The organism is Pseudoduganella sp. GW821-FHT11H04 (assembly GCF_058807935.1).
This window is the reverse complement of record NZ_JBXARE010000003.1, coordinates 580332-597761: the sequence shown is the minus strand read 5'-3', so window position 1 is coordinate 597761 and position 17430 is coordinate 580332. Positions and strand designations below refer to the sequence as shown.

Here is a 17430-nt window from a genome sequence, read left to right as displayed (position 1 = left end):
ACGTCCCCAAATACAACGGACAGGCTGGCAAAACATTTGAAAATAAACCAGTTTTGCTACAATTGCCGTCGCGTTTGACTTGGGCTAATCCCTGTGGCCTGGACAAGCATTAACTATATAACTCATTCGAAAGCGTTCCATGTCTGAAGAAAACCTGCAACCTGTGTTCCAAATTCAACGCGTCTACCTGAAAGACATGTCGCTGGAACAGCCGAATTCCCCAGCTATCTTCCTGGAACAGGAAGCCCCTGCTATCGAAGTGGCGCTGGACGTGAACGCTGAGCCGCTGTCCGAAGGCATCTTCGAATCCACCGTGACCGTCACCGTGACCGCCAAGGTCAAAGACAAGGTCGCTTTCCTGGTTGAAGGCAAGCAAGCCGGTATCTTCGAAGCCCGCAACATTCCAGCTGAACAGCTGGACCCACTGCTGGGCATCGGCTGCCCGAACATTGTGTACCCGTACCTGCGTTCGAACATCGCCGACATGATCACCCGCGCTGGTTTCCCTCCGATCCACCTGGCCGAAATCAACTTCGAAGTGTTTTACCAGCAGCGCCTGGCAGCCATCGCCCAGCAGCAAGCTGCTGAAGCCGGCGCCACCGCCGTCGAAGGCTCGGCAACTGTGCAGTAATACTTCTGCGATACTATTGGGGGACCACGGTTCCCCGGCATGCAAAGGCCCCCGCGGGCCTTTGCGCATTTTTAAGGTCTTTTTGCATGAATTTACGCCGCTTTGTCGCCCTCGCCGCCGCGCTGCTGGCTTGCGCCAGCGCCCAGGCAATCGACTTCCGTTCGGTCGGCGCCAATCCCGCCGTGCTGTACGGCGCGCCGTCGACCAGGGCTGCCAAGCAGTACATCGTGCCCTCCGGCGCCCCGCTGGAAATCGTGCTGACCTATGGCGAATGGGTCAAGGTGCGCGATATGAGCGGCGACCTGGCCTGGACTGAAGCAAAAGGCCTGAGCGCCAAACAGCGCAATGTGATCGTGCGCAGCGCCAACACCAAGGTACGCGGCTCCGCCGACGATGCTTCGCCGGTGGTCTTCATCGCCGATAAGGGCGTACTGCTGGAACTGGCCGAGCCCGCGTCCAACGGCTGGACTAAGGTCAAGCACCGCGATGGCCTGGCCGGCTACGTACATAGCAACGACATCTGGGGCTTTTAATGAACAAGATCAGTGTGCTGGGCGCCGGCGCCTGGGGCACGGCGGTTGCGATTGCCGTCGCCGCCCGCCATGACGTCGTGCTGTGGGGCCGCAATGCCGAAGCCATGGCTGAAATGGCGGCCACCCGCGACAACACCGACTACCTGCCAGGCTACCCATTGCCGCCAGCGCTGAAAGTGAGCGCCGATTTCGACGCCGCCGTCGCCCACGCAGGCCAGGACGGCTTGCTGATCGCGGCCTGCCCGGTGGCCGGCTTGCGCCCGCTGCTGCACGCCTTACAAGGCAAGGCGATCCCGAACATTGTCTGGCTGTGCAAGGGCTTTGAATACGACACCGGCATGCTGCCGCACCAGATCGTACGCGAAGTGCTGGGCGATGCAGTACCGGCCGGGGCCCTGTCCGGCCCATCATTCGCGCAGGAAGTGGCCAAGGGCCTGCCGTGCGCACTGACCATCGCTTCCAGCGACGCTGCCCTGTGCGAGCTGGTGGTCGCAGCTGTCCATGGCGGCAGCATGCGCGTCTACTCCAGCGACGACATCGTCGGCGTGGAAGTGGGCGGTGCGGTGAAGAACGTGCTGGCGATTGCCACCGGCGTAGCCGACGGCATGGGCCTGGGCCTGAATGCACGTGCCGCGCTGATCACCCGCGGCCTGGCCGAGATTACCCGCCTTGGCACTGCGCTGGGCGGACAGATTGAAACCTTCATGGGCCTGACCGGCATGGGCGACCTGATCCTCACCTGCACCGGCGACCTGTCGCGCAACCGGCGCGTGGGCCTGGGCCTGGCGCAAGGGAAGTCGCTGGAAGCCGTCGTGAATGAGCTGGGCCATGTGGCCGAAGGCGTGCCTTGCGCCAAAGCCGTGCGCGAACTGGCGCACCGCCTCGGGGTGGAGATGCCGATCACCAATGCCGTGGCCAGTGTGCTGTTCGACGGCTTGAAACCGCTTGACCTGGTGCAGGGTTTGCTGGCGCGCGACCCGCGTGCCGAACAGGCGACTGGCAAGTAGCCGCAGCGGCGGCCTCCGCCTATAATCGCCCCATGTCTTTTGACAAGAGGCGATTATGAACAGCTTCGCAGTAGCGACCACCAGCCTGCCCATCGATACCGTGGTAGCGGAGAAGTGGCAGCAGGTGCTGGACTTGATCGCCAGCCTGGTGCGCGTGCCGGCAGCCCTCATCATGCGGGTCGAGCCGCCGCATATCAAAGTCTTCCTGTCCAGCCGTTCGGCCGGCAATCCTTATGAGGAAGATGAGGAAGCACCGCTGAACACCGGCTTGTATTGCGAAACCGTGATGGCGCGCCGCACGCAGCTGCTGGTGCCGAATGCGCTGAGCGATCCGGACTGGAGCCAGAACCCCGACATCAAACTCGGCATGATCTCCTACCTGGGCCTGCCCCTGCTCTGGCCCGACACCCATGTCTTCGGCACCATCTGCGTGCTCGACCGCAAGGAAAACGCCTATTGCGACCTGCACATGCGCCTGCTGGAACAGTTCCGCGGCGTGGTCGAGCGCGACTTGAGCCAAATCTACCAGCGCGAACAGCGCACCCTTGAAGACGCCCTGCTGCGCGCCGACGAAGCGGAGCGGGTGCGCGCCGAATTTGCCGTGCTGCGCGCCGGCGAACAGCGCGCCTTGCACCAGCTGCAGCAATTGAACAACCACCTGGAGGAGCGCGTGGCCGAGCGCACCGCCGAGCTGCAAAAAGCGATGGAGCAAATCCTGGTGGCGGAAAAGATGGCCACGGTTGGCCGCCTGGTGACCGGCCTCGCCCATGAGCTGAACACCCCGCTGGGCAATATCATGCTGGGCGCCACCTCGCTGGCCGACCGCCTGGGCGCGATCAGCATCCAGGCCAGCGAGCAGCGCCTGACGCAGGCCGGCCTGCGCCAATTATTGGACGATGGCCGCCAGGCTTGCGCGGTCATCGAACGCAACGGCAGCCGCGCCGGCGAACTGATCGCGAGCCTCAAGCAGGTGGCGGTCGATCAGGACCGGCAGGAGCGGCGCAGCTTCATGCTGGACGACACCATCGCCAGCCTGCTGCGCGCGCTGGCTCCGGCCATCCAGCGCGCCGGGCTGCAATTGGACGTCGCGGTACCGCCGGGCTTGAACATGAACAGCTATCCCGGCCATATCGAGCAGATCCTGGCACGGCTGGTCGACAACGCGATCGTGCATGCCTTTGCCGGGCGCGGCGAGCGCCGCCTGCGCATCGCCGCCAGCGCGCACGGCGATGCGGTGGAGCTGGTGGTGGAAGACAATGGCCAAGGCATCGCGGCGGACATCCTGCCGCGGGTGTTCGATCCCTTCTTCACCACGCGGGTTGGCGCAGGCGCCCAGGGACTGGGGCTGGCCGTCGTGCTGAATGCGGTGCAGGCCATCCTGAAGGGCAGCGTCAGCCTGGACAGCAAGCCAGGCGAAGGCACGCGCTTTACCTTCGTGCTGCCGCTCAATCCGCCAGCAGAATAGTCAGCAGCAACAGGGAGTCGGCGTTGGCCCGCAGTGAATGGGGCGCGCCGCCTTCCAGGAAAAGCATCTCGCCCGCACGCAGGATCGCGGTACGGCCATGGGCGTCGAACGCCACTTCCCCTTCCAGGCATTGCAGCGTGATCTGGCCGCGCACCGCGTGTTCCGCCAAGGCGCGGCCCGCGGGCACGGTCATGCGTATCAACTCCATCTGCTGCGTCTTGGCCAGCGCGATGGAAGAAAACTGCGACAGGCTTTCACCGGCCTCGCGGCCAAGCCGGACCACTTGGCCCGATGTTGCATGCGGTAGCGCCATATGCCCTCCCTGGATTGATCCAATGATAGCAGCAGGCGCCCCGCCGCCTTATTTCTCTTCGCCGCCGATGAAGCGGTAGATGCCCGCGCCGATTGCAGCGCCCAGCAGCGGCGCCACCCAGAACAGCCACAGCTGCGCCACGGCCCATCCGCCGACATACAGCGCCACGCCGGTGCTGCGCGCCGGATTGACCGAGGTATTGGTGACAGGGATGGAAATCAGGTGGATCAGGGTCAGGCACAGGCCGATGGCGATCGGCGCGAAGCCGGCCGGCGCGCGTTTATCGGTCGCGCCCAGGATCACGACCAGGAAGAAGGCCGTCATCACGATTTCCGTCACCAGCGCGGCGACTAGGCCGTAACCGCCCGGCGAATGCTCGCCATAGCCGTTGGAAGCGAAGCCGCCCGCCACGTCAAAGCCGGCCTTGCCGCTGGCGATCAGGTAGAGCACGGCTCCCGCAGCCAGGCCGCCCAGCACCTGTGCCACGATATAGCCAGGCAAGTCCTTGGCCGGGAAACGGCCGCCCAGGCACAAGCCCACCGAGACTGCCGGATTCAAATGGCAGCCGGAAATATGTCCGATGGCGTAGGCCATGGTCAGCACCGTCAGGCCGAAGGCCAGCGACACGCCATGCAGGCCTATCCCCACGCCGGGGAATGCCGCCGCCAGTACCGCGCTGCCACAACCGCCCAGCACCAGCCAGAACGTACCAAAGAATTCCGCACCCAGTTTCTGCATTTCTGCCTCCGTTGACAGTTAGTAATTGTGCAAACAGACTAACTATAAATAGCGGAAATGACAACAGTATGATGTGTTGCGCTGCAGAATGTAAGGCTTGCACCTATGGAAATTCAATCGTGTCGACGCCTATAATGGCTGAGCGCACCGGCACGCTTTTGCCGCCCTCGGAGAATTGCATGAAACACCTGATCGTCGCCACCATGGCCCTCGCACTGACCGTCCCTGCATTTGCCAAGACCACCACGCACGCAAAGACCACCACCGCGCACCACAAGGCCCACACCACCAAGCACCACGTGGCAAGCAAGAAGACTGCGCACCACAAGACTGCAAAAGCTGCCGCCCACAAGCACGCATGATCTTCGTCTGGGGCAGGAAGCCGGTCTACACCCACGCCGGCTATGTCGCAGACTACTGCCCTGTGTGCCGGGCGGCCCGCGCGTTCTCAGTGCAACGCATCGGCATGGCCTGGCACCTGTACTACATCACGGTCACCAAAGGCGAGCTGGCGGGATACCAGCGCACGTGCTGCGATTGCGGCATGGTGCTGCCGATGGAAGTCGGGCACTACAGCCACCTGAGCCCCGAACAACTGCCGCTGCTGCCGCTGGAACAAGCCACCAATCCCCATTTATCGATCCGCCACGCCGATGCGCTGGCCGCCGCCGCGCGCCTGCGCGAAGCGCCGCTGCTGCTCGACGAAGCGGAACGCCGGCGCCAGATCGATGCGGCGCTGCGCCTGCAGGCCGACGCGCTCGAAGTTTACGACGCAACGATCCAGCTCGACCGTGAAGTGTGGTGGTCGATCGGCGGCGCGTTCGCATTCTGCGCCGTGGTGCTCGCCGCACTGAAGCAGCAGGCGCCGGAAAACCTGGACAAGGGTTTCATCATCGCCTTCTTCCTCGGCCTTGGCGCCGTGGCCTGGCAACTAAGCCAGATGGGTGAACGCTTCCTGCAACGCGCGATCTTGCCCAAGCTGGCGCGTTCGCTGGCGCCGCTGCAACCGCGCCCGGCGGAACTCGACGAAGCGTTCGAGCGCCTGCGCGAGCAAGGCCGCAAGCTGGCGCAGCGCGTCGACAGCGCCCGCGTGCAGCAAGCCATCGCCGACCTGCGTCAATAAACCACTTTCGTTTCTCCCTTTCGCGATTTCTGTTGCGTTTACTTTCGCGAAAGCGTAGTTTACCTTTCGCTTAACCAATAATATGAAAGGATACGGAGATGAAACGAAGGATTTATTTGCTATTACTTGCGTTTTCCGCTGCCAGCGCCCTTGCCGCCCAGCCGGCAAGTTTTGACGCCATGCTGAAAAAAGCCACCGTGGCGGCCTCGGGTTCCGCGGTTGCCCTGGCCGGCAACGGCTTTGTCACCACCGCCGGTACCGGCGCCACGGAAGTCATCAACAACAACGGCCTCACCAACTGGACCAGCGCCAGCACCGTCACCAGCGTGTGGTTCCGCATGTCCGCCGCCGGCAGCGCCACGCTGACGCTGGATGCCAGCCTGACGGGCGGCAAATCGAGCAAGATCCGCGTGACCGCCAATGGCACGCCGTTCGAGGTCAACCTGAGCAGGGGCGGCACGCAGACCTATGCCGTCGGCACCATCAATGTGCCGGCCGCCGGCTATGTACGCGTTGACCTGCAAGGCATCAGCAAATCCGGCACCTACTTTGGCGAAGTGGCTGCGGTACGCGTCAACACCACCACGGCGCTGAACTATGCCAACGACTCGGCCAATTACTACTGGTCGCGCCGCGGCCCTTCGGTCCACATGGGTTACACCGTGCCGGCCAATACCGAGTACTTCTACAACGAAGTCACGGTGCCGCTGGGCGAAGACAAGATCGGCTCCTACTTCATGTCGAACGGCTTTAACGGCGGCTACTTCGGCATCCAGGTCAATTCGCCGACCGAGCGCCGGGTGCTGTTCTCGGTATGGGACGCCGACAACGGCGCCAAGACCACGCTGGTGCGCAAGGGCCCGAACGTGAACGACAACAGCTTTGGCGGCGAAGGCACCGGCGGCCAGTCCTACCTGCTGTACAACTGGGTGGCCGGCAATACCTATCGCTTCATCACCCGCATCCTGCCTGACGGCGCTGGCGGCACCGACTTCTCGGCCTGGTTCTATGCCCCGGAAACCAATGCATGGCGCTTCATCGCCACCTGGAAGCGTCCAGCCACCACCACCTACCACGCCGGCGTGTACTCCTTCCTGGAGAACTTCATCGACACCAACGGCTACCTCGGCCGCAGCGTACAGTTCAACAAGCAGTGGGCGCGCAGCACCAGCGGCACCTGGAGCGAACTGGTCACGGCACGCTTCACCGGCGACGCCACCGCCGCCAACGCCCAGCGCATGGACTACGCCGGCGGCCTGCAGAATGGCAGCTTCTACCTGCGCAACGGCGGTTTCTTCAGCCCGAGCGTGCCGATCAACCAGAACTTCACTCGACCAGCGACCGGACAGGCGCCCACGGTTGACGTAAGCACCCTGCCTTAAACATTTTTGTATCCCTGTGTATCTGGCTCCATGCCAGATACACAACTTCTACTCTATCGACACAAGCGGTACACACCGCCCCCGTAATCTGGTCGCACCTAACCAAGGAGACCAAGATTATGAAGACCACCTACGCGGGAATCGCAGCCACCCTGGCCATCGCACTGTGCGCATCCGCCGCACACGCCGCAGAACCAAAGAAAGAAATGGAAAAGTGCTACGGCGTTGCAAAAGCCGGGCATAACGACTGCGCCGCGGGCCCAGGCAGTTCCTGCGCCGGCACTTCCAAGGTCGACTACCAGTCCGACGCCTGGATGCTGGTCGAAAAGGGCACTTGCACCACCATCAAAACGCCAAAGGGCTTCGGCTCGCTCAAGGCTAAGTAACACCACCCCACCACCACCGCAACTTCACTCAAGGAGACCTACCATGTCCATCACCACCAAATCCCGCGCCAGCCTGGCCGGCGCCGCAGCCCTCATCGCACTGGCTACCGCATCGCTGTCCACGCCATCTTTCGCCGCCGAAAAAGCCAAGGAAGAACCAAGCCGCTGCTACGGCATCAACACCTGCAAGGGCAGCAGCCTGTGCGCTACCGCCAAGAACCAGTGCAAAGGCCAGAACGAGTGCAAGGGCATGGGTGTGCTGCTGAAAACCCCAACCGAGTGCAAGGCGCTGGGCGGCACCCTGACCGAAGCCAAGTAAGCACACGACGGAGGCACACCATGCACGCCCATCGCTTTGGCCTCGGCCTGCGCCGCGAGCACTACCGCGACTTCCTCGAAGGCGAGGTTGACGTCGATTTCGTGGAAGTGATTTCGGAGAACTTCATGGTCGCCGGCGGCCAGCCGCGCGATATCCTGCGCCGCGTACGCCAGCGCCATCCAGTGGTGCTGCATGGTGTGTCGATGTCGCTTGGTTCGGCCGATGGTTTGCGGCCGGACTACCTGGCCCGCTTGTGCGTCCTGGTGGAGGAGATCGAACCGATGTTCGTATCCGATCACCTGAGCTGGACGCGCATCGGCAGCTTCAATTCCCACGACCTGCTGCCCCTGCCATACACGCAGGAGGCGCTCAACATTGTCTGCAACAATATCGACCAGGCGCAGGAAGCGCTGGGGCGCACCATGCTGGTCGAGAATCCCTCCAGCTACCTGGCGTATGCCGAGTCGAGCATGACGGAATGGGAATTCATTTCCGCCATGGCCAAGCGCACCGGCTGCGGCTTGCTGCTGGACGTGAACAATGTCTTCGTCAGCGCCAGCAACCATGGCTTCGACCCGCTTGATTTCCTGCGCGGCGTGCCGATGAACCGCGTTTGCCAGATCCACCTCGCTGGCCATAGCCAGGGCGATGGGCTGCTGATCGACACGCACGACAGCGCCGTCAACGACGCGGTCTGGTCGCTGTATGCGCAAACCATTTCCCGCTGCGGGCCGGTGGCCACCATGATCGAGCGCGATGGCGATATTCCGCCGCTGGCCGAGTTGCTGGCCGAACTCGATGTCGCCCGCAGTCTTGCAGCGCACAGGGAGGCAGCATGAACCTCGCCGATATCCAGAGCGGATTCCACGCCATGCTCGCAGCCTCCGCGCCCGCCACCGGCGTGCCGGACGGTTTGGGCCGCGCCGTCTACCGGAACAACTACCGCGCGCAGCTGCTTGGCTGCCTCGAAGAGAGCTACCCCTTGCTGCGCGCCTTCATCGGCGAAGAGGCCTTCCTGCAAGCCGCCGTCGCGCACGTCACCCGCCGTCCGCCGCATTCGTGGACGATTGACGCCTACGCCGACGATTTCTGCGACACCCTGCAAGCGGTCTTCCCCGACAACCCCGACCTGCACGAACTCGCGTGGATCGAACACGCGCTCGGACAAGCCTTCATTGCCCCCGACGCGTCCCCCGTCGCGGCTGACGCGCTGGCCGCGATCGACTGGGACGAAGCGCGCTTGCATTTGACGCCCACCCTGCAACTGCGGGCGTCCACGACGAACGCCGCCGACCTCTATTTCGCCCTGCGCGACGGCGAACCTGCGGAAGCCGAAATGCTTCCAGCCCCCGGTGGCCTGCTGGTCTGGCGGCGCGGCTTCGTCTCCTGCCTGCGCACGCTGGACACCATCGAATACGCGGCGCTGACGCAGCTGCAACGCGAAGGCAGCTTCGTCGGGCTCTGCGCACTACTGGTGGAAAGCCTCGGCGAAGAACAAGGCATCGCCAACGCCGGCGCATTGCTGGCCGACTGGCTTGGCAGCGAATTGATCACGGGAGTCGAAAATGAATGACTCCCACCGCCTGCTCCTGCTATGCACCCTCAGCGCGCTCGCAGGCACCGCGAGCATCACCTTCGCACCCACGCTGATCAGCGCCGCGCTGCCGACCAGCAGCGCCACAGAAACCCTGCGCGCCGTAACGACCGCCCAGCCAAACCAGATGGCACGGCTACACATCACAACACGGAGACCATCATGAACACCAACGCCGCCACCGCAAGCCCGGCCAGCCGCTCCGCTCCACAGCGCATCGCCGCGCTGCAAGCCCTCGCCGCCCGGCTGCTGCCCGCATCCGTGCAACTGCTCATCGCCCGCATCGCCGTTGCCGCGATCTTCTTCCTTTCAGGCCGCACCAAGGTCGAAGGCTGGTTCACGCTGAAAGACTCGACCATCGACCTGTTCCGCTATGAATACATGCTGCCCCTGGTCCCGCCCGAAATCGCGGCCCCGATGGCCGCCTTCGCCGAACACGCCCTGCCCCTGCTCCTGGTCGCCGGCCTGTTCACCCGCTGCGCGGCCCTCGGCCTGCTTGGCATGGCCGCCGTCATCGAAATCTTCGTCTACCCGCAAGCCTGGCCCACCCACCTGAGCTGGGCCGCCCTGCTGCTGCCCCTGATCGCCCAAGGCGGCGGCAAGTTCTCGCTCGACCAACTATTGCGTCGATGAATATTTGCAGAATTACATCAATTTTTACATTTTTACCACTACTTTGATCCCCAAATAGTTGCGATTGCGCTAAGCTGTCGGGATGAAGACAGAATTAAAGCCGAAGCCTGAAACACGTCGCAATGCGGCACCGGCCGTGGTGGTCGGTGGCGGCCTGAATGCCCTGGGCGTAGTGCGCAGCCTGGGCATGGCGGGCGTGCCGGTCATCGTCGTCAATGACCGCCTTGGTTCACCTGCAATGCGCACCCGCTATGGCCGCAAACGCGTGATGCCTGTGCTGGAAGGACAGGGCTGGGTCGATTCCATGCTGGCCCTTGCGCGCGAAATCGGCGGCCCCGCCGTGCTGTTTATCACCGAAGAAAAGACCGTGGTCGCCGCCTCGCTCTTCCGCGAACAGCTTGCGCCGCATTTCAAGATCCGCATGCCCGGGCATGAACGCCTGATGGCGCTGATGCACAAGCAGGGTTTCCAGCAATTGGCCGAAGAAGTTGCAGCGCCCGTTCCGCGCACCGTGCAGCTGGAATCGCAGGCCGACCTGCCCAAGGTGGCGGGCCTGAAATTCCCCTGCGTTTTCAAGCCAAGCAACAAGAACTACGAATACGGCGCGCGCTTCAAGAAAGCCTACAAGGTCAATTCGGTGGAAGAAGTCGAACGCCTGTATGCCGAAATCGCTCCCGTGCAGCCTGATATGGTCGTGCAGGAATGGATCGAAGGCCCGGACAGCGAAATCTACTTCTGCCTTCAGTACGTGGGCGAGGACGGCACGCCCGCAGCTTCCTTCAGCGGCCGCAAGATCCGCTCCTGGCCGCCCCGGATCGGCGGCACGGCCAGCTGCACCGCGGCGTGGGAGCACGACGCCAAACTCAGTGAAATGACGGCCGCCTTCTTCCGCCAGGTCGGATTTACCGGCATGGGCAGCATGGAATACAAGCGCGACACGCGCGACGGCAAGTTCTACATGGTCGAACCGACCGTGGCGCGCACCGACTTCCAGGAAGAAGTTGCCACCGTCAACGGCGTCAACCTGCCTTACGCCGCCTATTGCTATGAGCTGGGACTGGAGCAAGCACCGGTGGCGCGGGCCGGGAAAATCGTGATGTGGCGCGACCCCGTGCCAGACCGTTGGTCCTTCGAAGAAGGCGGCCGCGAAATCGATACCGCTTCCGCCAGCCACCAGGTATGCGACGCCTACTGGCGCTGGAACGATCCGCGCCCCTGGGCCCATTTCTTCCTGGCGCGCCTGGCCGGTAAGCTGGGCCTGCAAGGCTGAACATGTACCGTCTGAGCTACGCCGAGTGGGGCGCCGCAGAGTATTTCGCCGTCCTGCGCTCGGTGCTGGGCGGGCGCATTGCGCACGGCGCGCAGCCGCAGCGCCTGGCGGAAACGCTGGCGCGCCGCTACGCGCCTTCCCGCGCCTACCCGGTCAATTTTGGCCACGTGGCGATCGGCCTTGCCTTGACCGCATTCGTGCGGCGCGCGCCCGAACGCAAGCAGGTCGTCGTGCCAGCTTTTATCTGTCCAAGCGTGCCGCAGGCCGTCCGCGCGCAGGGCCTGGAAGTCGTCTGGGCGCCGGTTCGCGTCGACCTCAACCTCGACCCGGAGCGCCTTGGCGCCTGCATCGGCCCCGGCACACTTGCCGTCATCGTCCCGCATATGTACGGCTGCCCCGCCGCCATCGGCGAAATCGCGGCCACCTGCAAAGCTGCAGGCGTGTTCCTGGTCGACGATGCCGCCCAATTGGCAGGCGTCGAGCACGAGGGCCGCTTGCTTGGCACCTGGGGCGATGTTGGCATCCTCAGTTTCGCCCAGTCGAAAGGCGTGGTGACGGGCATCCGTGGTTCCGGCGGCGTGCTGCTGGTGAATAACCCGGAGCTCGATGCGGAACTGGCCGCTGCCGTCGCCGCCCTGCCCGTACCGCGCGGACGTTTGCGCGCCCTGACCGAATTCGTGTGGAACTATCTGTGGGAGGGCTACACCGGCAAGTCCGGCTATTACCTGGCGCGCCTGTTTGCCAAGCTGGGACTGCAGGCGCCGCAGGTGTCCGGACCCGCCCGCATCAGCAACCTGGAAGCAGGCATTGCGCTGGCCCAGTTCGAGCGCCTGGCCCGATTGAATGCAGCCCGCGTAGCGACCGTGGAGCGTTACCGTCAAGCCTTGCAGGCAATCGGAGTCGAGTTCCCACAATATGGACCGGGACGCTGCCTGTCGCGCGTAGTGGTGACCTTGCCGCCAGATGTGGATTTGCCACGCCTGCGCGCGACCCTGCAAGGCGAGGGCGTGCAAAGCCGCCTGGCCTATACCGTGCCGCGGGAGGCCGATGCGGCCTGGAACACCCAATTACTCGGCCTGCCCTTCCGGGGCGACATGCCGAAAGCGGAAATAGATGCCATCTGCAGCAGCCTGCAGCGGGCGATTCGATCACAGTGATTTGGAGCGAAGTAAATGAAACACATCAAACAGCTCATTATCGATAAAGTCGGCGCCGGCACCCGCCCGGTCGATACGATCGAGCGCCATTTGTCGGAAGCCGCACAATGGATCCTGCGTGCGCAGGCCGGTACGCCGGATGACGGCGTAGCCCACAGCTACGACATCAAGAAAGGCAAATGGATTGCGTCGTACCCGGAAACGACGGGCTACATCATCCCGACCCTGTACGACTACGCCAAGCTGTATAACGCTCCAGCCTACGCCGAAGCGGCGCGCAAGATGACGGCCTGGGAAAGCGATATCCAGCTGGAAGGCGGCGGCGTGCGCGCCGGCACCATGGCCGCCGAAGTCGTCGTGCCGACCATCTTCAACACCGGACAAGCCTTGTTTGGCTGGGCCCGCGCCTACGTCGAAACGCGCGACGAACGCTTCCGCTCGTCCCTGGTGCGCGCGTCCGACTGGCTGGTCGCAGCGCTGGACGATGACGGGGCCTGGCGCCGCTTCCACTCGCCGTTCACGACCTCGCACCTGAACAGTTACAACACGCGCTCGGCCTTCGGCCTGGTCCGCGCCCACCAGGCGCTGGGCCATGACACCCCCTACCTGGCAGCGGCCCTGAAGAACGTCGACTGGGCAGTGTCCCGCGCAGCCGCCAACGATTGGCTGCCTGATAACTGCCTGACCACGAACGCCGACCTGACAGCGCTGACGCACACCATCGCCTACTCAATCCGCGGCATGTTGGAGGTGGGCCTGGCGGCGGACCGCAAGGACCTGATCGAACACGCGCACCGCATGGCCAAGCACGTCGCCACGCGCCAGCGCGAAGACGGCGCCCTGCCCGCCTACTACACGCCGGAATGGAATACCTTCGTGCCCTGGACCTGCGTCACGGGCAATTCGCAAATGGCGATCTGCTGGCTGCGCCTGTCGCAGGTCACCGGCGACAAAGCGCTGATCGAACACGCGAAACGCGCCAACCGCTTCAATATGAGCATCCAGAACATCGAGACCGACTTCCTGGAAGTGCGCGGCGCCATGAAAGGCTCCCACCCGATCAACGGCGGCTACATGACCTACCGCTACCCGAACTGGGCCACCAAGTTCTTCATGGACGGCCTGATGCTGGAACAGAACCTCGACCGCATCACCAACATCGGATGACGAACTGCTGATCATTGCCTAGCCCGGCCAGGTCCGCTATAATCTCAAGTCCGCCCTTGTAGCTCAGTTGGTAGAGCACCTGACTTGTAATCAGGGGGTCTCGGGTTCGATTCCTGACGGGGGCACCATAGAAACTCAAGCTGATGCTTGAGTTTTTTTTTGCCCGTATAAAAAACAAATGGCCTGCGTGTTGCCACGCAGGCCATTGCACCAGGCACATCGGTGTTATTTGATGCGCGTCAGTGTTGGGCGGCCGCCTTTTTTTGGTGGCTCGCCGCCGTCGTCCGGGCCATTGTCATCGTCGGCGCGCTGAACCGGCGCGGTGGGAACGGAAGACAGGGTCGGCACGGCCGTGATTTCTTCGACTGGCGCAGGCGCTTTAGGTGCGGGCGCCTGGTCCAGCAGCGGTTCAAACGCCATGCCCTGGCCGTTTTCGTTGGCGTAAATCGCCATCACGTTGTTGACCGGAACGTAGATTTCGCGCGACACGCCGCCGAAACGGGCGTGGAAGTGGATCGCGTCGTTATCCATCTTCAGGCCGGAAGTGGCGCCGAAGCTGATATTCAGGACGATTTCGCCCTTTTTGACGTATTCCATCGGTACCTGGGTCGCAGCATCGACTTTGACGGCCAGGTATGGGGTATAGCCGCAATCGGTGCACCATTCATAGATGGCGCGCAGCATGTAGGGCTTGGTGGAGATGTCTGCCATGTTCAAACTTTAGGTTGCAGCGCGCACATTGCAAGCAAGGCGCGCGCCGCAGGGGCCGCGATTAACGGCGCATTACTTTCTCGGACGGGGTCAGCGCTTCGATATAGGCAGGGCGCGAGAAGATACGCTCGGCGTACTTCATCAGTGGCGCTGCGGTCTTCGACAGCTCAATGCCGTAATGGTCCAGGCGCCACAGCAGTGGGGCCACGGCCACGTCCAGCATGGAGAACTCGTCACCCAGCATGTACTTGTTCTTCAGGAACAGCGGAGCCAGGGTGGTCAGGCGGTCGCGGATTTCTGCGCGGGCCTTGTCGTGGCTCTTGTCGTTCGTCTTGTTGCGCTCGCTTTCCAGCGTGTGCACGTGGACGAACAGCTCTTTCTCGAAGTTGAACAGCATCAGGCGGGCACGGGCGCGCATCAGCGGGTCGGCCGGCATCAGCTGTGGATGCGGGAAGCGCTCATCAATGTATTCATTGATGATGTTCGATTCGTACAGAATCAGTTCGCGCTCGACCAGGATGGGTACCTGGCCATATGGGTTCATGGTCGAAATATCTTCCGGCTTGTTGAACAGGTCAACATCACGCACTTCAAAGTCCATGCCCTTTTCGAACAGAACCAGGCGGCAGCGCTGGGAGAATGGGCAGGTAGTGCCCGAATAGAGAACCATCATTTTCCTAGTTCCTTAGAAACAAAGGGGGCGAGACCGCGAACGGTTCACCCCAGTTGGGCCGACCGACGAATCGGACGACGCAAACACGCGCCGGACAAGCCGGCGCACGCTGATTATTTAACTTCTTTCCAGTACGACGCGTTCAGGCGCCATGCCAGGGTGGCGAAGATCGACATGAAGATCAGCACCCATACGCCCAGCTGCTTGCGCTTCTGTGCTGCAGGCTCGGCCATCCACTCCATGTAGCCTACGATATCGGCTACGGCGGTGTCGTACTCCAGCTTGCTCATGGTGCCCTTGCTCACTTGCTCGAAGCCTGCGAACTTGTGCACCTTCTTGCCGTGTTCATGCGGATCTTCCACTTCTTCGAACTTGGCCGCTTGCACGCCTTGCAATTCCCACAGCACGTGTGGCATTGCCGCGTTCGGCAGTACCATGTTGTTGAAGCCGGTTGGGCGGGTCTCGTCCTTGTAGAAGGTACGCAGGTAGGTGTACAGGTAATCGCTGCCGCTTGCCGACGGGGTGGCCTTGGCACGGGCGATCACGGACAGGTCCGGCGGCACGGTGCCGAACCATGCCTTGGCGTCCTTGGCCGGCATGGCAGTGGTCATCATTTCGCCCACTTTTTCGCCGGTGAACAGCAGGTTGTTCTTGATCTGCTCTTCGGTCAGGCCCAGGTCGCGCAGGCGGTTGTAACGCATGGACGAAGCATTGTGGCAGTTCAGGCAGTAGTTCACGAACAGCTTGGCGCCGTTTTGCAGGGCAGCCATGTTGTGCGAGCGGTCCGGGGCCTTGTCCAGCGGGTAGCCGCCTTCGTTAGCGAAGGCCAGCGCCGGTACCAGGGCCAGCAGAGCCAGCAGTTTCTTGGAAAAGATCATTTATTAGTCCTTTGCTTAGCGTTCTGGTCGTTCGATTAGTGCGCGTGGAATACAACGCGGTCCGGCACTTTTTTGAACGTACCCATCTCGCTCCACCATGGCATCAGCAGGAAGAAGCTGAAGTAGTACAGGGTCGCAATCTGCGCGATGATCGTGCCGACAGGGCTTGGCGGCTGGGTACCCAGGTAGCCCAGGGCAACGAAGGCGATGCCCAGGCCAGCGTACACATACTTGTGCCAGTCAGGACGGTAACGAATCGATTTCACCGGCGAGTGGTCCAGCCATGGCAGGAAGGCCAGGATCACCACGGAACCGCCGAAGAACACCACGCCCCAGAATTTCGCATCCAGTGCGCCTGGCAGCATGCCGACGATCATCAGCAGCGCGATCACGCTGACAGCGATCTTGACCATGCCCGACAGCTTGGACTTCAGCCACAGGAAGGCGGTGTAGCCAGCGATACCGGCCATCAGCACCCACAGGAACTGCGAAGTGGTGGCGCGCAGCACCGAGTAGAAGGCGGTGAAGTACCAGGTCGGCGCAATATGGTTCGGGGTCTTCAGCGAATCGCCCGGCAGGAAGTTGTTGTACTCCAGGAAGTAGCCGCCCATCTCAGGCGCGAAGAACACCACAGCCGAGAAGATGGTCAGGAACACGGACACGCCGAACAGGTCGTGCACGGTGTAGTACGGGTGCGATGGGATCGAATCCACTGGGTGGCCGTCGGCGCCCAGGTTTTCTTTCACTTCGATGCCGTCCGGGTTGGACGAGCCCACTTCGTGCAGTGCGATCAGGTGAGCAGCCACCAGGCCCAGCAGGACCAGGGGAATAGCGATCACGTGGAAAGCGAAGAAGCGGTTCAGGGTCGCGTCGGACACCACGTAGTCGCCACGGATCCACAGCGACAGGTCAGGGCCGATCAGCGGAATCGCGCCGAACAGGTTGACGATCACCTGGGCGCCCCAGTACGACATCTGGCCCCATGGCAGCAGGTAGCCGAAGAACGCTTCGGCCATCAGGCACAGGAAGATGGCGAAACCGAACAGCCAGATCAGTTCACGTGGCTTGCGGTAGGAACCGTACATCAGGCCGCGGGTCATGTGCAGGTACACGATGATGAAGAAGGCCGAGGCGCCGGTCGAGTGCATATAACGCACCAGCCAGCCCCATGGCACTTCGCGCATGATGTATTCAACCGATGCGAATGCCAGGCCAGCGTCCGGCTTGTAGTGCATGGTCAGGAAGATACCGGTAACGATCTGCAGCACCAGGACCAGCATGGCCAGGGAGCCGAAGATGTACCAGAAGTTGAAGTTCTTAGGAGCGTAGTATTTGCCCCACTGGTCGTTCCACAGTTTGGTCAGCGGGAAGCGGTCGTCGACCCAGCCCAGTGCCTTCTGCGCGGCCGGTGCGTCGGCCGGGAATTTGGTTTCCTTGAATGCGGCCATGG

General features: G+C 62.6%; 22 protein-coding genes and 1 tRNA gene. 17 read left to right on the top strand and 6 right to left on the bottom strand.

Translation table 11 applies throughout. From position 1 onward, the window contains the following. The first annotated feature begins 139 nt into the window (after positions 1-139). The 4 genes from secB (at position 140) to AC1RTP_RS09840 (ending at position 3636) form a co-directional block, all read left to right on the top strand. The gene (gene secB / locus AC1RTP_RS09855; RefSeq protein ID WP_498607012.1) at positions 140-631 is read left to right on the top strand and encodes a protein-export chaperone SecB; all 492 of its coding nucleotides are present in this window, start codon (positions 140-142) and stop codon (positions 629-631) included. Positions 632-717: 86 nt separating this feature from the next. Beyond that, complete coding sequence (locus AC1RTP_RS09850; protein WP_498607010.1) at positions 718-1164, top strand: SH3 domain-containing protein; 447 nt, start codon at positions 718-720, stop codon at positions 1162-1164. Next, the gene (locus AC1RTP_RS09845; RefSeq protein WP_498607008.1) at positions 1164-2171 is read left to right on the top strand and encodes an NAD(P)H-dependent glycerol-3-phosphate dehydrogenase; all 1008 of its coding nucleotides are present in this window, start codon (positions 1164-1166) and stop codon (positions 2169-2171) included. The genes AC1RTP_RS09850 and AC1RTP_RS09845 overlap by 1 nt, the downstream gene beginning before the upstream one ends. 55 nt (positions 2172-2226) lie before the next feature. Further along, positions 2227-3636, top strand: coding sequence for an ATP-binding protein (locus tag AC1RTP_RS09840; RefSeq protein ID WP_498607005.1), 1410 nt, complete (start codon positions 2227-2229; stop codon positions 3634-3636). Here AC1RTP_RS09840 and AC1RTP_RS09835 read toward each other — a convergent pair. After that, positions 3617-3949 carry a cupin domain-containing protein gene (locus tag AC1RTP_RS09835; protein WP_498607003.1) on the bottom strand — a complete coding sequence of 111 codons (333 nt, stop codon included), beginning with the start codon at positions 3947-3949 and terminating at the stop codon, positions 3617-3619. The genes AC1RTP_RS09840 and AC1RTP_RS09835 overlap by 20 nt on opposite strands. 48 nt (positions 3950-3997) lie before the next feature. After that, the gene (gene aqpZ, locus AC1RTP_RS09830; protein ID WP_498607001.1) at positions 3998-4687 is read right to left on the bottom strand and encodes an aquaporin Z; all 690 of its coding nucleotides are present in this window, start codon (positions 4685-4687) and stop codon (positions 3998-4000) included. Positions 4688-4866: 179 nt separating this feature from the next. Here aqpZ and AC1RTP_RS09825 point away from each other — a divergent pair, with 179 nt between their 5' ends. The 13 genes from AC1RTP_RS09825 (at position 4867) to AC1RTP_RS09765 (ending at position 13846) form a co-directional block, all read left to right on the top strand. After that, the gene (locus AC1RTP_RS09825; protein WP_498606998.1) at positions 4867-5049 is read left to right on the top strand and encodes a hypothetical protein; all 183 of its coding nucleotides are present in this window, start codon (positions 4867-4869) and stop codon (positions 5047-5049) included. Then, entirely contained in the window at positions 5046-5810 is a 765-nt protein-coding gene (locus tag AC1RTP_RS09820) for a hypothetical protein (protein ID WP_498606996.1), read from the top strand. The genes AC1RTP_RS09825 and AC1RTP_RS09820 overlap by 4 nt, the downstream gene beginning before the upstream one ends. A 98-nt stretch (positions 5811-5908) precedes the next feature. After that, complete coding sequence (locus AC1RTP_RS09815; RefSeq protein WP_498606994.1) at positions 5909-7192, top strand: DUF3472 domain-containing protein; 1284 nt, start codon at positions 5909-5911, stop codon at positions 7190-7192. A 119-nt stretch (positions 7193-7311) separates the two neighbouring features. Further along, positions 7312-7578 carry a BufA1 family periplasmic bufferin-type metallophore gene (locus AC1RTP_RS09810; RefSeq protein WP_498606991.1) on the top strand — a complete coding sequence of 89 codons (267 nt, stop codon included), beginning with the start codon at positions 7312-7314 and terminating at the stop codon, positions 7576-7578. A gap of 43 nt (positions 7579-7621) precedes the next feature. Next, positions 7622-7897 (top strand): BufA2 family periplasmic bufferin-type metallophore, encoded by a 276-nt coding sequence (gene bufA2, locus AC1RTP_RS09805; RefSeq protein ID WP_498606989.1) that lies wholly within the window; start codon positions 7622-7624, stop codon positions 7895-7897. Between the two features lie 20 nt (positions 7898-7917). Then, on the top strand, positions 7918-8736 hold the full coding sequence (bufB, locus tag AC1RTP_RS09800; RefSeq protein ID WP_498606987.1) for an MNIO family bufferin maturase: 819 nt from the start codon (positions 7918-7920) through the stop codon (positions 8734-8736). Beyond that, on the top strand, positions 8733-9470 hold the full coding sequence (locus AC1RTP_RS09795) for an HvfC/BufC family peptide modification chaperone (RefSeq protein WP_498606985.1): 738 nt from the start codon (positions 8733-8735) through the stop codon (positions 9468-9470). Before bufB ends, AC1RTP_RS09795 begins: the two co-directional genes overlap by 4 nt. Beyond that, positions 9463-9657: a hypothetical protein gene (locus AC1RTP_RS09790; RefSeq protein WP_498606982.1), complete on the top strand. Its 195-nt coding sequence runs from the start codon at positions 9463-9465 to the stop codon at positions 9655-9657. The genes AC1RTP_RS09795 and AC1RTP_RS09790 overlap by 8 nt, the downstream gene beginning before the upstream one ends. Then, a complete protein-coding gene (locus AC1RTP_RS09785; protein ID WP_498606980.1) occupies positions 9654-10124 on the top strand; it encodes a DoxX family protein in 471 nt (156 codons plus the stop codon). The genes AC1RTP_RS09790 and AC1RTP_RS09785 overlap by 4 nt, the downstream gene beginning before the upstream one ends. 82 nt (positions 10125-10206) lie before the next feature. Continuing rightward, complete coding sequence (locus tag AC1RTP_RS09780; protein WP_498606978.1) at positions 10207-11394, top strand: carboxylate--amine ligase; 1188 nt, start codon at positions 10207-10209, stop codon at positions 11392-11394. Positions 11395-11396: 2 nt separating this feature from the next. Continuing rightward, positions 11397-12551 (top strand): DegT/DnrJ/EryC1/StrS family aminotransferase, encoded by a 1155-nt coding sequence (locus AC1RTP_RS09775; RefSeq protein ID WP_498606975.1) that lies wholly within the window; start codon positions 11397-11399, stop codon positions 12549-12551. Positions 12552-12566: 15 nt separating this feature from the next. Continuing rightward, on the top strand, positions 12567-13718 hold the full coding sequence (locus tag AC1RTP_RS09770; RefSeq protein ID WP_498606973.1) for a hypothetical protein: 1152 nt from the start codon (positions 12567-12569) through the stop codon (positions 13716-13718). A 52-nt stretch (positions 13719-13770) separates the two neighbouring features. Further along, positions 13771-13846: transfer RNA gene (locus AC1RTP_RS09765), tRNA-Thr, on the top strand. 97 nt (positions 13847-13943) lie between these two features. Here AC1RTP_RS09765 and AC1RTP_RS09760 read toward each other — a convergent pair. From AC1RTP_RS09760 to AC1RTP_RS09745, 4 genes are all read right to left on the bottom strand, one after another. Further along, positions 13944-14429: a ClpXP protease specificity-enhancing factor gene (locus tag AC1RTP_RS09760; RefSeq protein WP_498606972.1), complete on the bottom strand. Its 486-nt coding sequence runs from the start codon at positions 14427-14429 to the stop codon at positions 13944-13946. A gap of 61 nt (positions 14430-14490) precedes the next feature. Continuing rightward, a complete protein-coding gene (locus tag AC1RTP_RS09755) occupies positions 14491-15102 on the bottom strand; it encodes a glutathione S-transferase N-terminal domain-containing protein (RefSeq protein WP_090436157.1) in 612 nt (203 codons plus the stop codon). 113 nt (positions 15103-15215) lie between these two features. Then, a complete protein-coding gene (locus AC1RTP_RS09750; protein ID WP_498606970.1) occupies positions 15216-15980 on the bottom strand; it encodes a cytochrome c1 in 765 nt (254 codons plus the stop codon). A 35-nt stretch (positions 15981-16015) separates the two neighbouring features. Beyond that, the gene (locus tag AC1RTP_RS09745; protein ID WP_498606967.1) at positions 16016-17428 is read right to left on the bottom strand and encodes a cytochrome b; all 1413 of its coding nucleotides are present in this window, start codon (positions 17426-17428) and stop codon (positions 16016-16018) included. Positions 17429-17430: the final 2 nt, after the last annotated feature.

Bases quoted from the DNA above. Each gene is read 5' to 3' on its own strand.
- AC1RTP_RS09790 (WP_498606982.1), top strand. From the start codon at position 9,463: ATGAATGACTCCCACCGCCTGCTCCTGCTATGCACCCTCAGCGCGCTC.
- AC1RTP_RS09775 (WP_498606975.1), top strand. From the start codon at position 11,397: ATGTACCGTCTGAGCTACGCCGAGTGGGGCGCCGCAGAGTATTTCGCC.
- AC1RTP_RS09750 (WP_498606970.1), bottom strand. From the start codon at position 15,980: ATGATCTTTTCCAAGAAACTGCTGGCTCTGCTGGCCCTGGTACCGGCG.
- AC1RTP_RS09795 (WP_498606985.1), top strand. From the start codon at position 8,733: ATGAACCTCGCCGATATCCAGAGCGGATTCCACGCCATGCTCGCAGCC.
- AC1RTP_RS09840 (WP_498607005.1), top strand. From the start codon at position 2,227: ATGAACAGCTTCGCAGTAGCGACCACCAGCCTGCCCATCGATACCGTG.
- secB (WP_498607012.1), top strand. From the start codon at position 140: ATGTCTGAAGAAAACCTGCAACCTGTGTTCCAAATTCAACGCGTCTAC.
- AC1RTP_RS09825 (WP_498606998.1), top strand. From the start codon at position 4,867: ATGAAACACCTGATCGTCGCCACCATGGCCCTCGCACTGACCGTCCCT.
- AC1RTP_RS09820 (WP_498606996.1), top strand. From the start codon at position 5,046: ATGATCTTCGTCTGGGGCAGGAAGCCGGTCTACACCCACGCCGGCTAT.
- AC1RTP_RS09850 (WP_498607010.1), top strand. From the start codon at position 718: ATGAATTTACGCCGCTTTGTCGCCCTCGCCGCCGCGCTGCTGGCTTGC.
- AC1RTP_RS09760 (WP_498606972.1), bottom strand. From the start codon at position 14,429: ATGGCAGACATCTCCACCAAGCCCTACATGCTGCGCGCCATCTATGAA.
- AC1RTP_RS09770 (WP_498606973.1), top strand. From the start codon at position 12,567: ATGAAACACATCAAACAGCTCATTATCGATAAAGTCGGCGCCGGCACC.
- AC1RTP_RS09845 (WP_498607008.1), top strand. From the start codon at position 1,164: ATGAACAAGATCAGTGTGCTGGGCGCCGGCGCCTGGGGCACGGCGGTT.
- AC1RTP_RS09810 (WP_498606991.1), top strand. From the start codon at position 7,312: ATGAAGACCACCTACGCGGGAATCGCAGCCACCCTGGCCATCGCACTG.
- bufB (WP_498606987.1), top strand. From the start codon at position 7,918: ATGCACGCCCATCGCTTTGGCCTCGGCCTGCGCCGCGAGCACTACCGC.
- AC1RTP_RS09835 (WP_498607003.1), bottom strand. From the start codon at position 3,949: ATGGCGCTACCGCATGCAACATCGGGCCAAGTGGTCCGGCTTGGCCGC.
- AC1RTP_RS09785 (WP_498606980.1), top strand. From the start codon at position 9,654: ATGAACACCAACGCCGCCACCGCAAGCCCGGCCAGCCGCTCCGCTCCA.
- aqpZ (WP_498607001.1), bottom strand. From the start codon at position 4,687: ATGCAGAAACTGGGTGCGGAATTCTTTGGTACGTTCTGGCTGGTGCTG.
- AC1RTP_RS09815 (WP_498606994.1), top strand. From the start codon at position 5,909: ATGAAACGAAGGATTTATTTGCTATTACTTGCGTTTTCCGCTGCCAGC.
- bufA2 (WP_498606989.1), top strand. From the start codon at position 7,622: ATGTCCATCACCACCAAATCCCGCGCCAGCCTGGCCGGCGCCGCAGCC.
- AC1RTP_RS09780 (WP_498606978.1), top strand. From the start codon at position 10,207: ATGAAGACAGAATTAAAGCCGAAGCCTGAAACACGTCGCAATGCGGCA.
- AC1RTP_RS09745 (WP_498606967.1), bottom strand. From the start codon at position 17,428: ATGGCCGCATTCAAGGAAACCAAATTCCCGGCCGACGCACCGGCCGCG.
- AC1RTP_RS09755 (WP_090436157.1), bottom strand. From the start codon at position 15,102: ATGATGGTTCTCTATTCGGGCACTACCTGCCCATTCTCCCAGCGCTGC.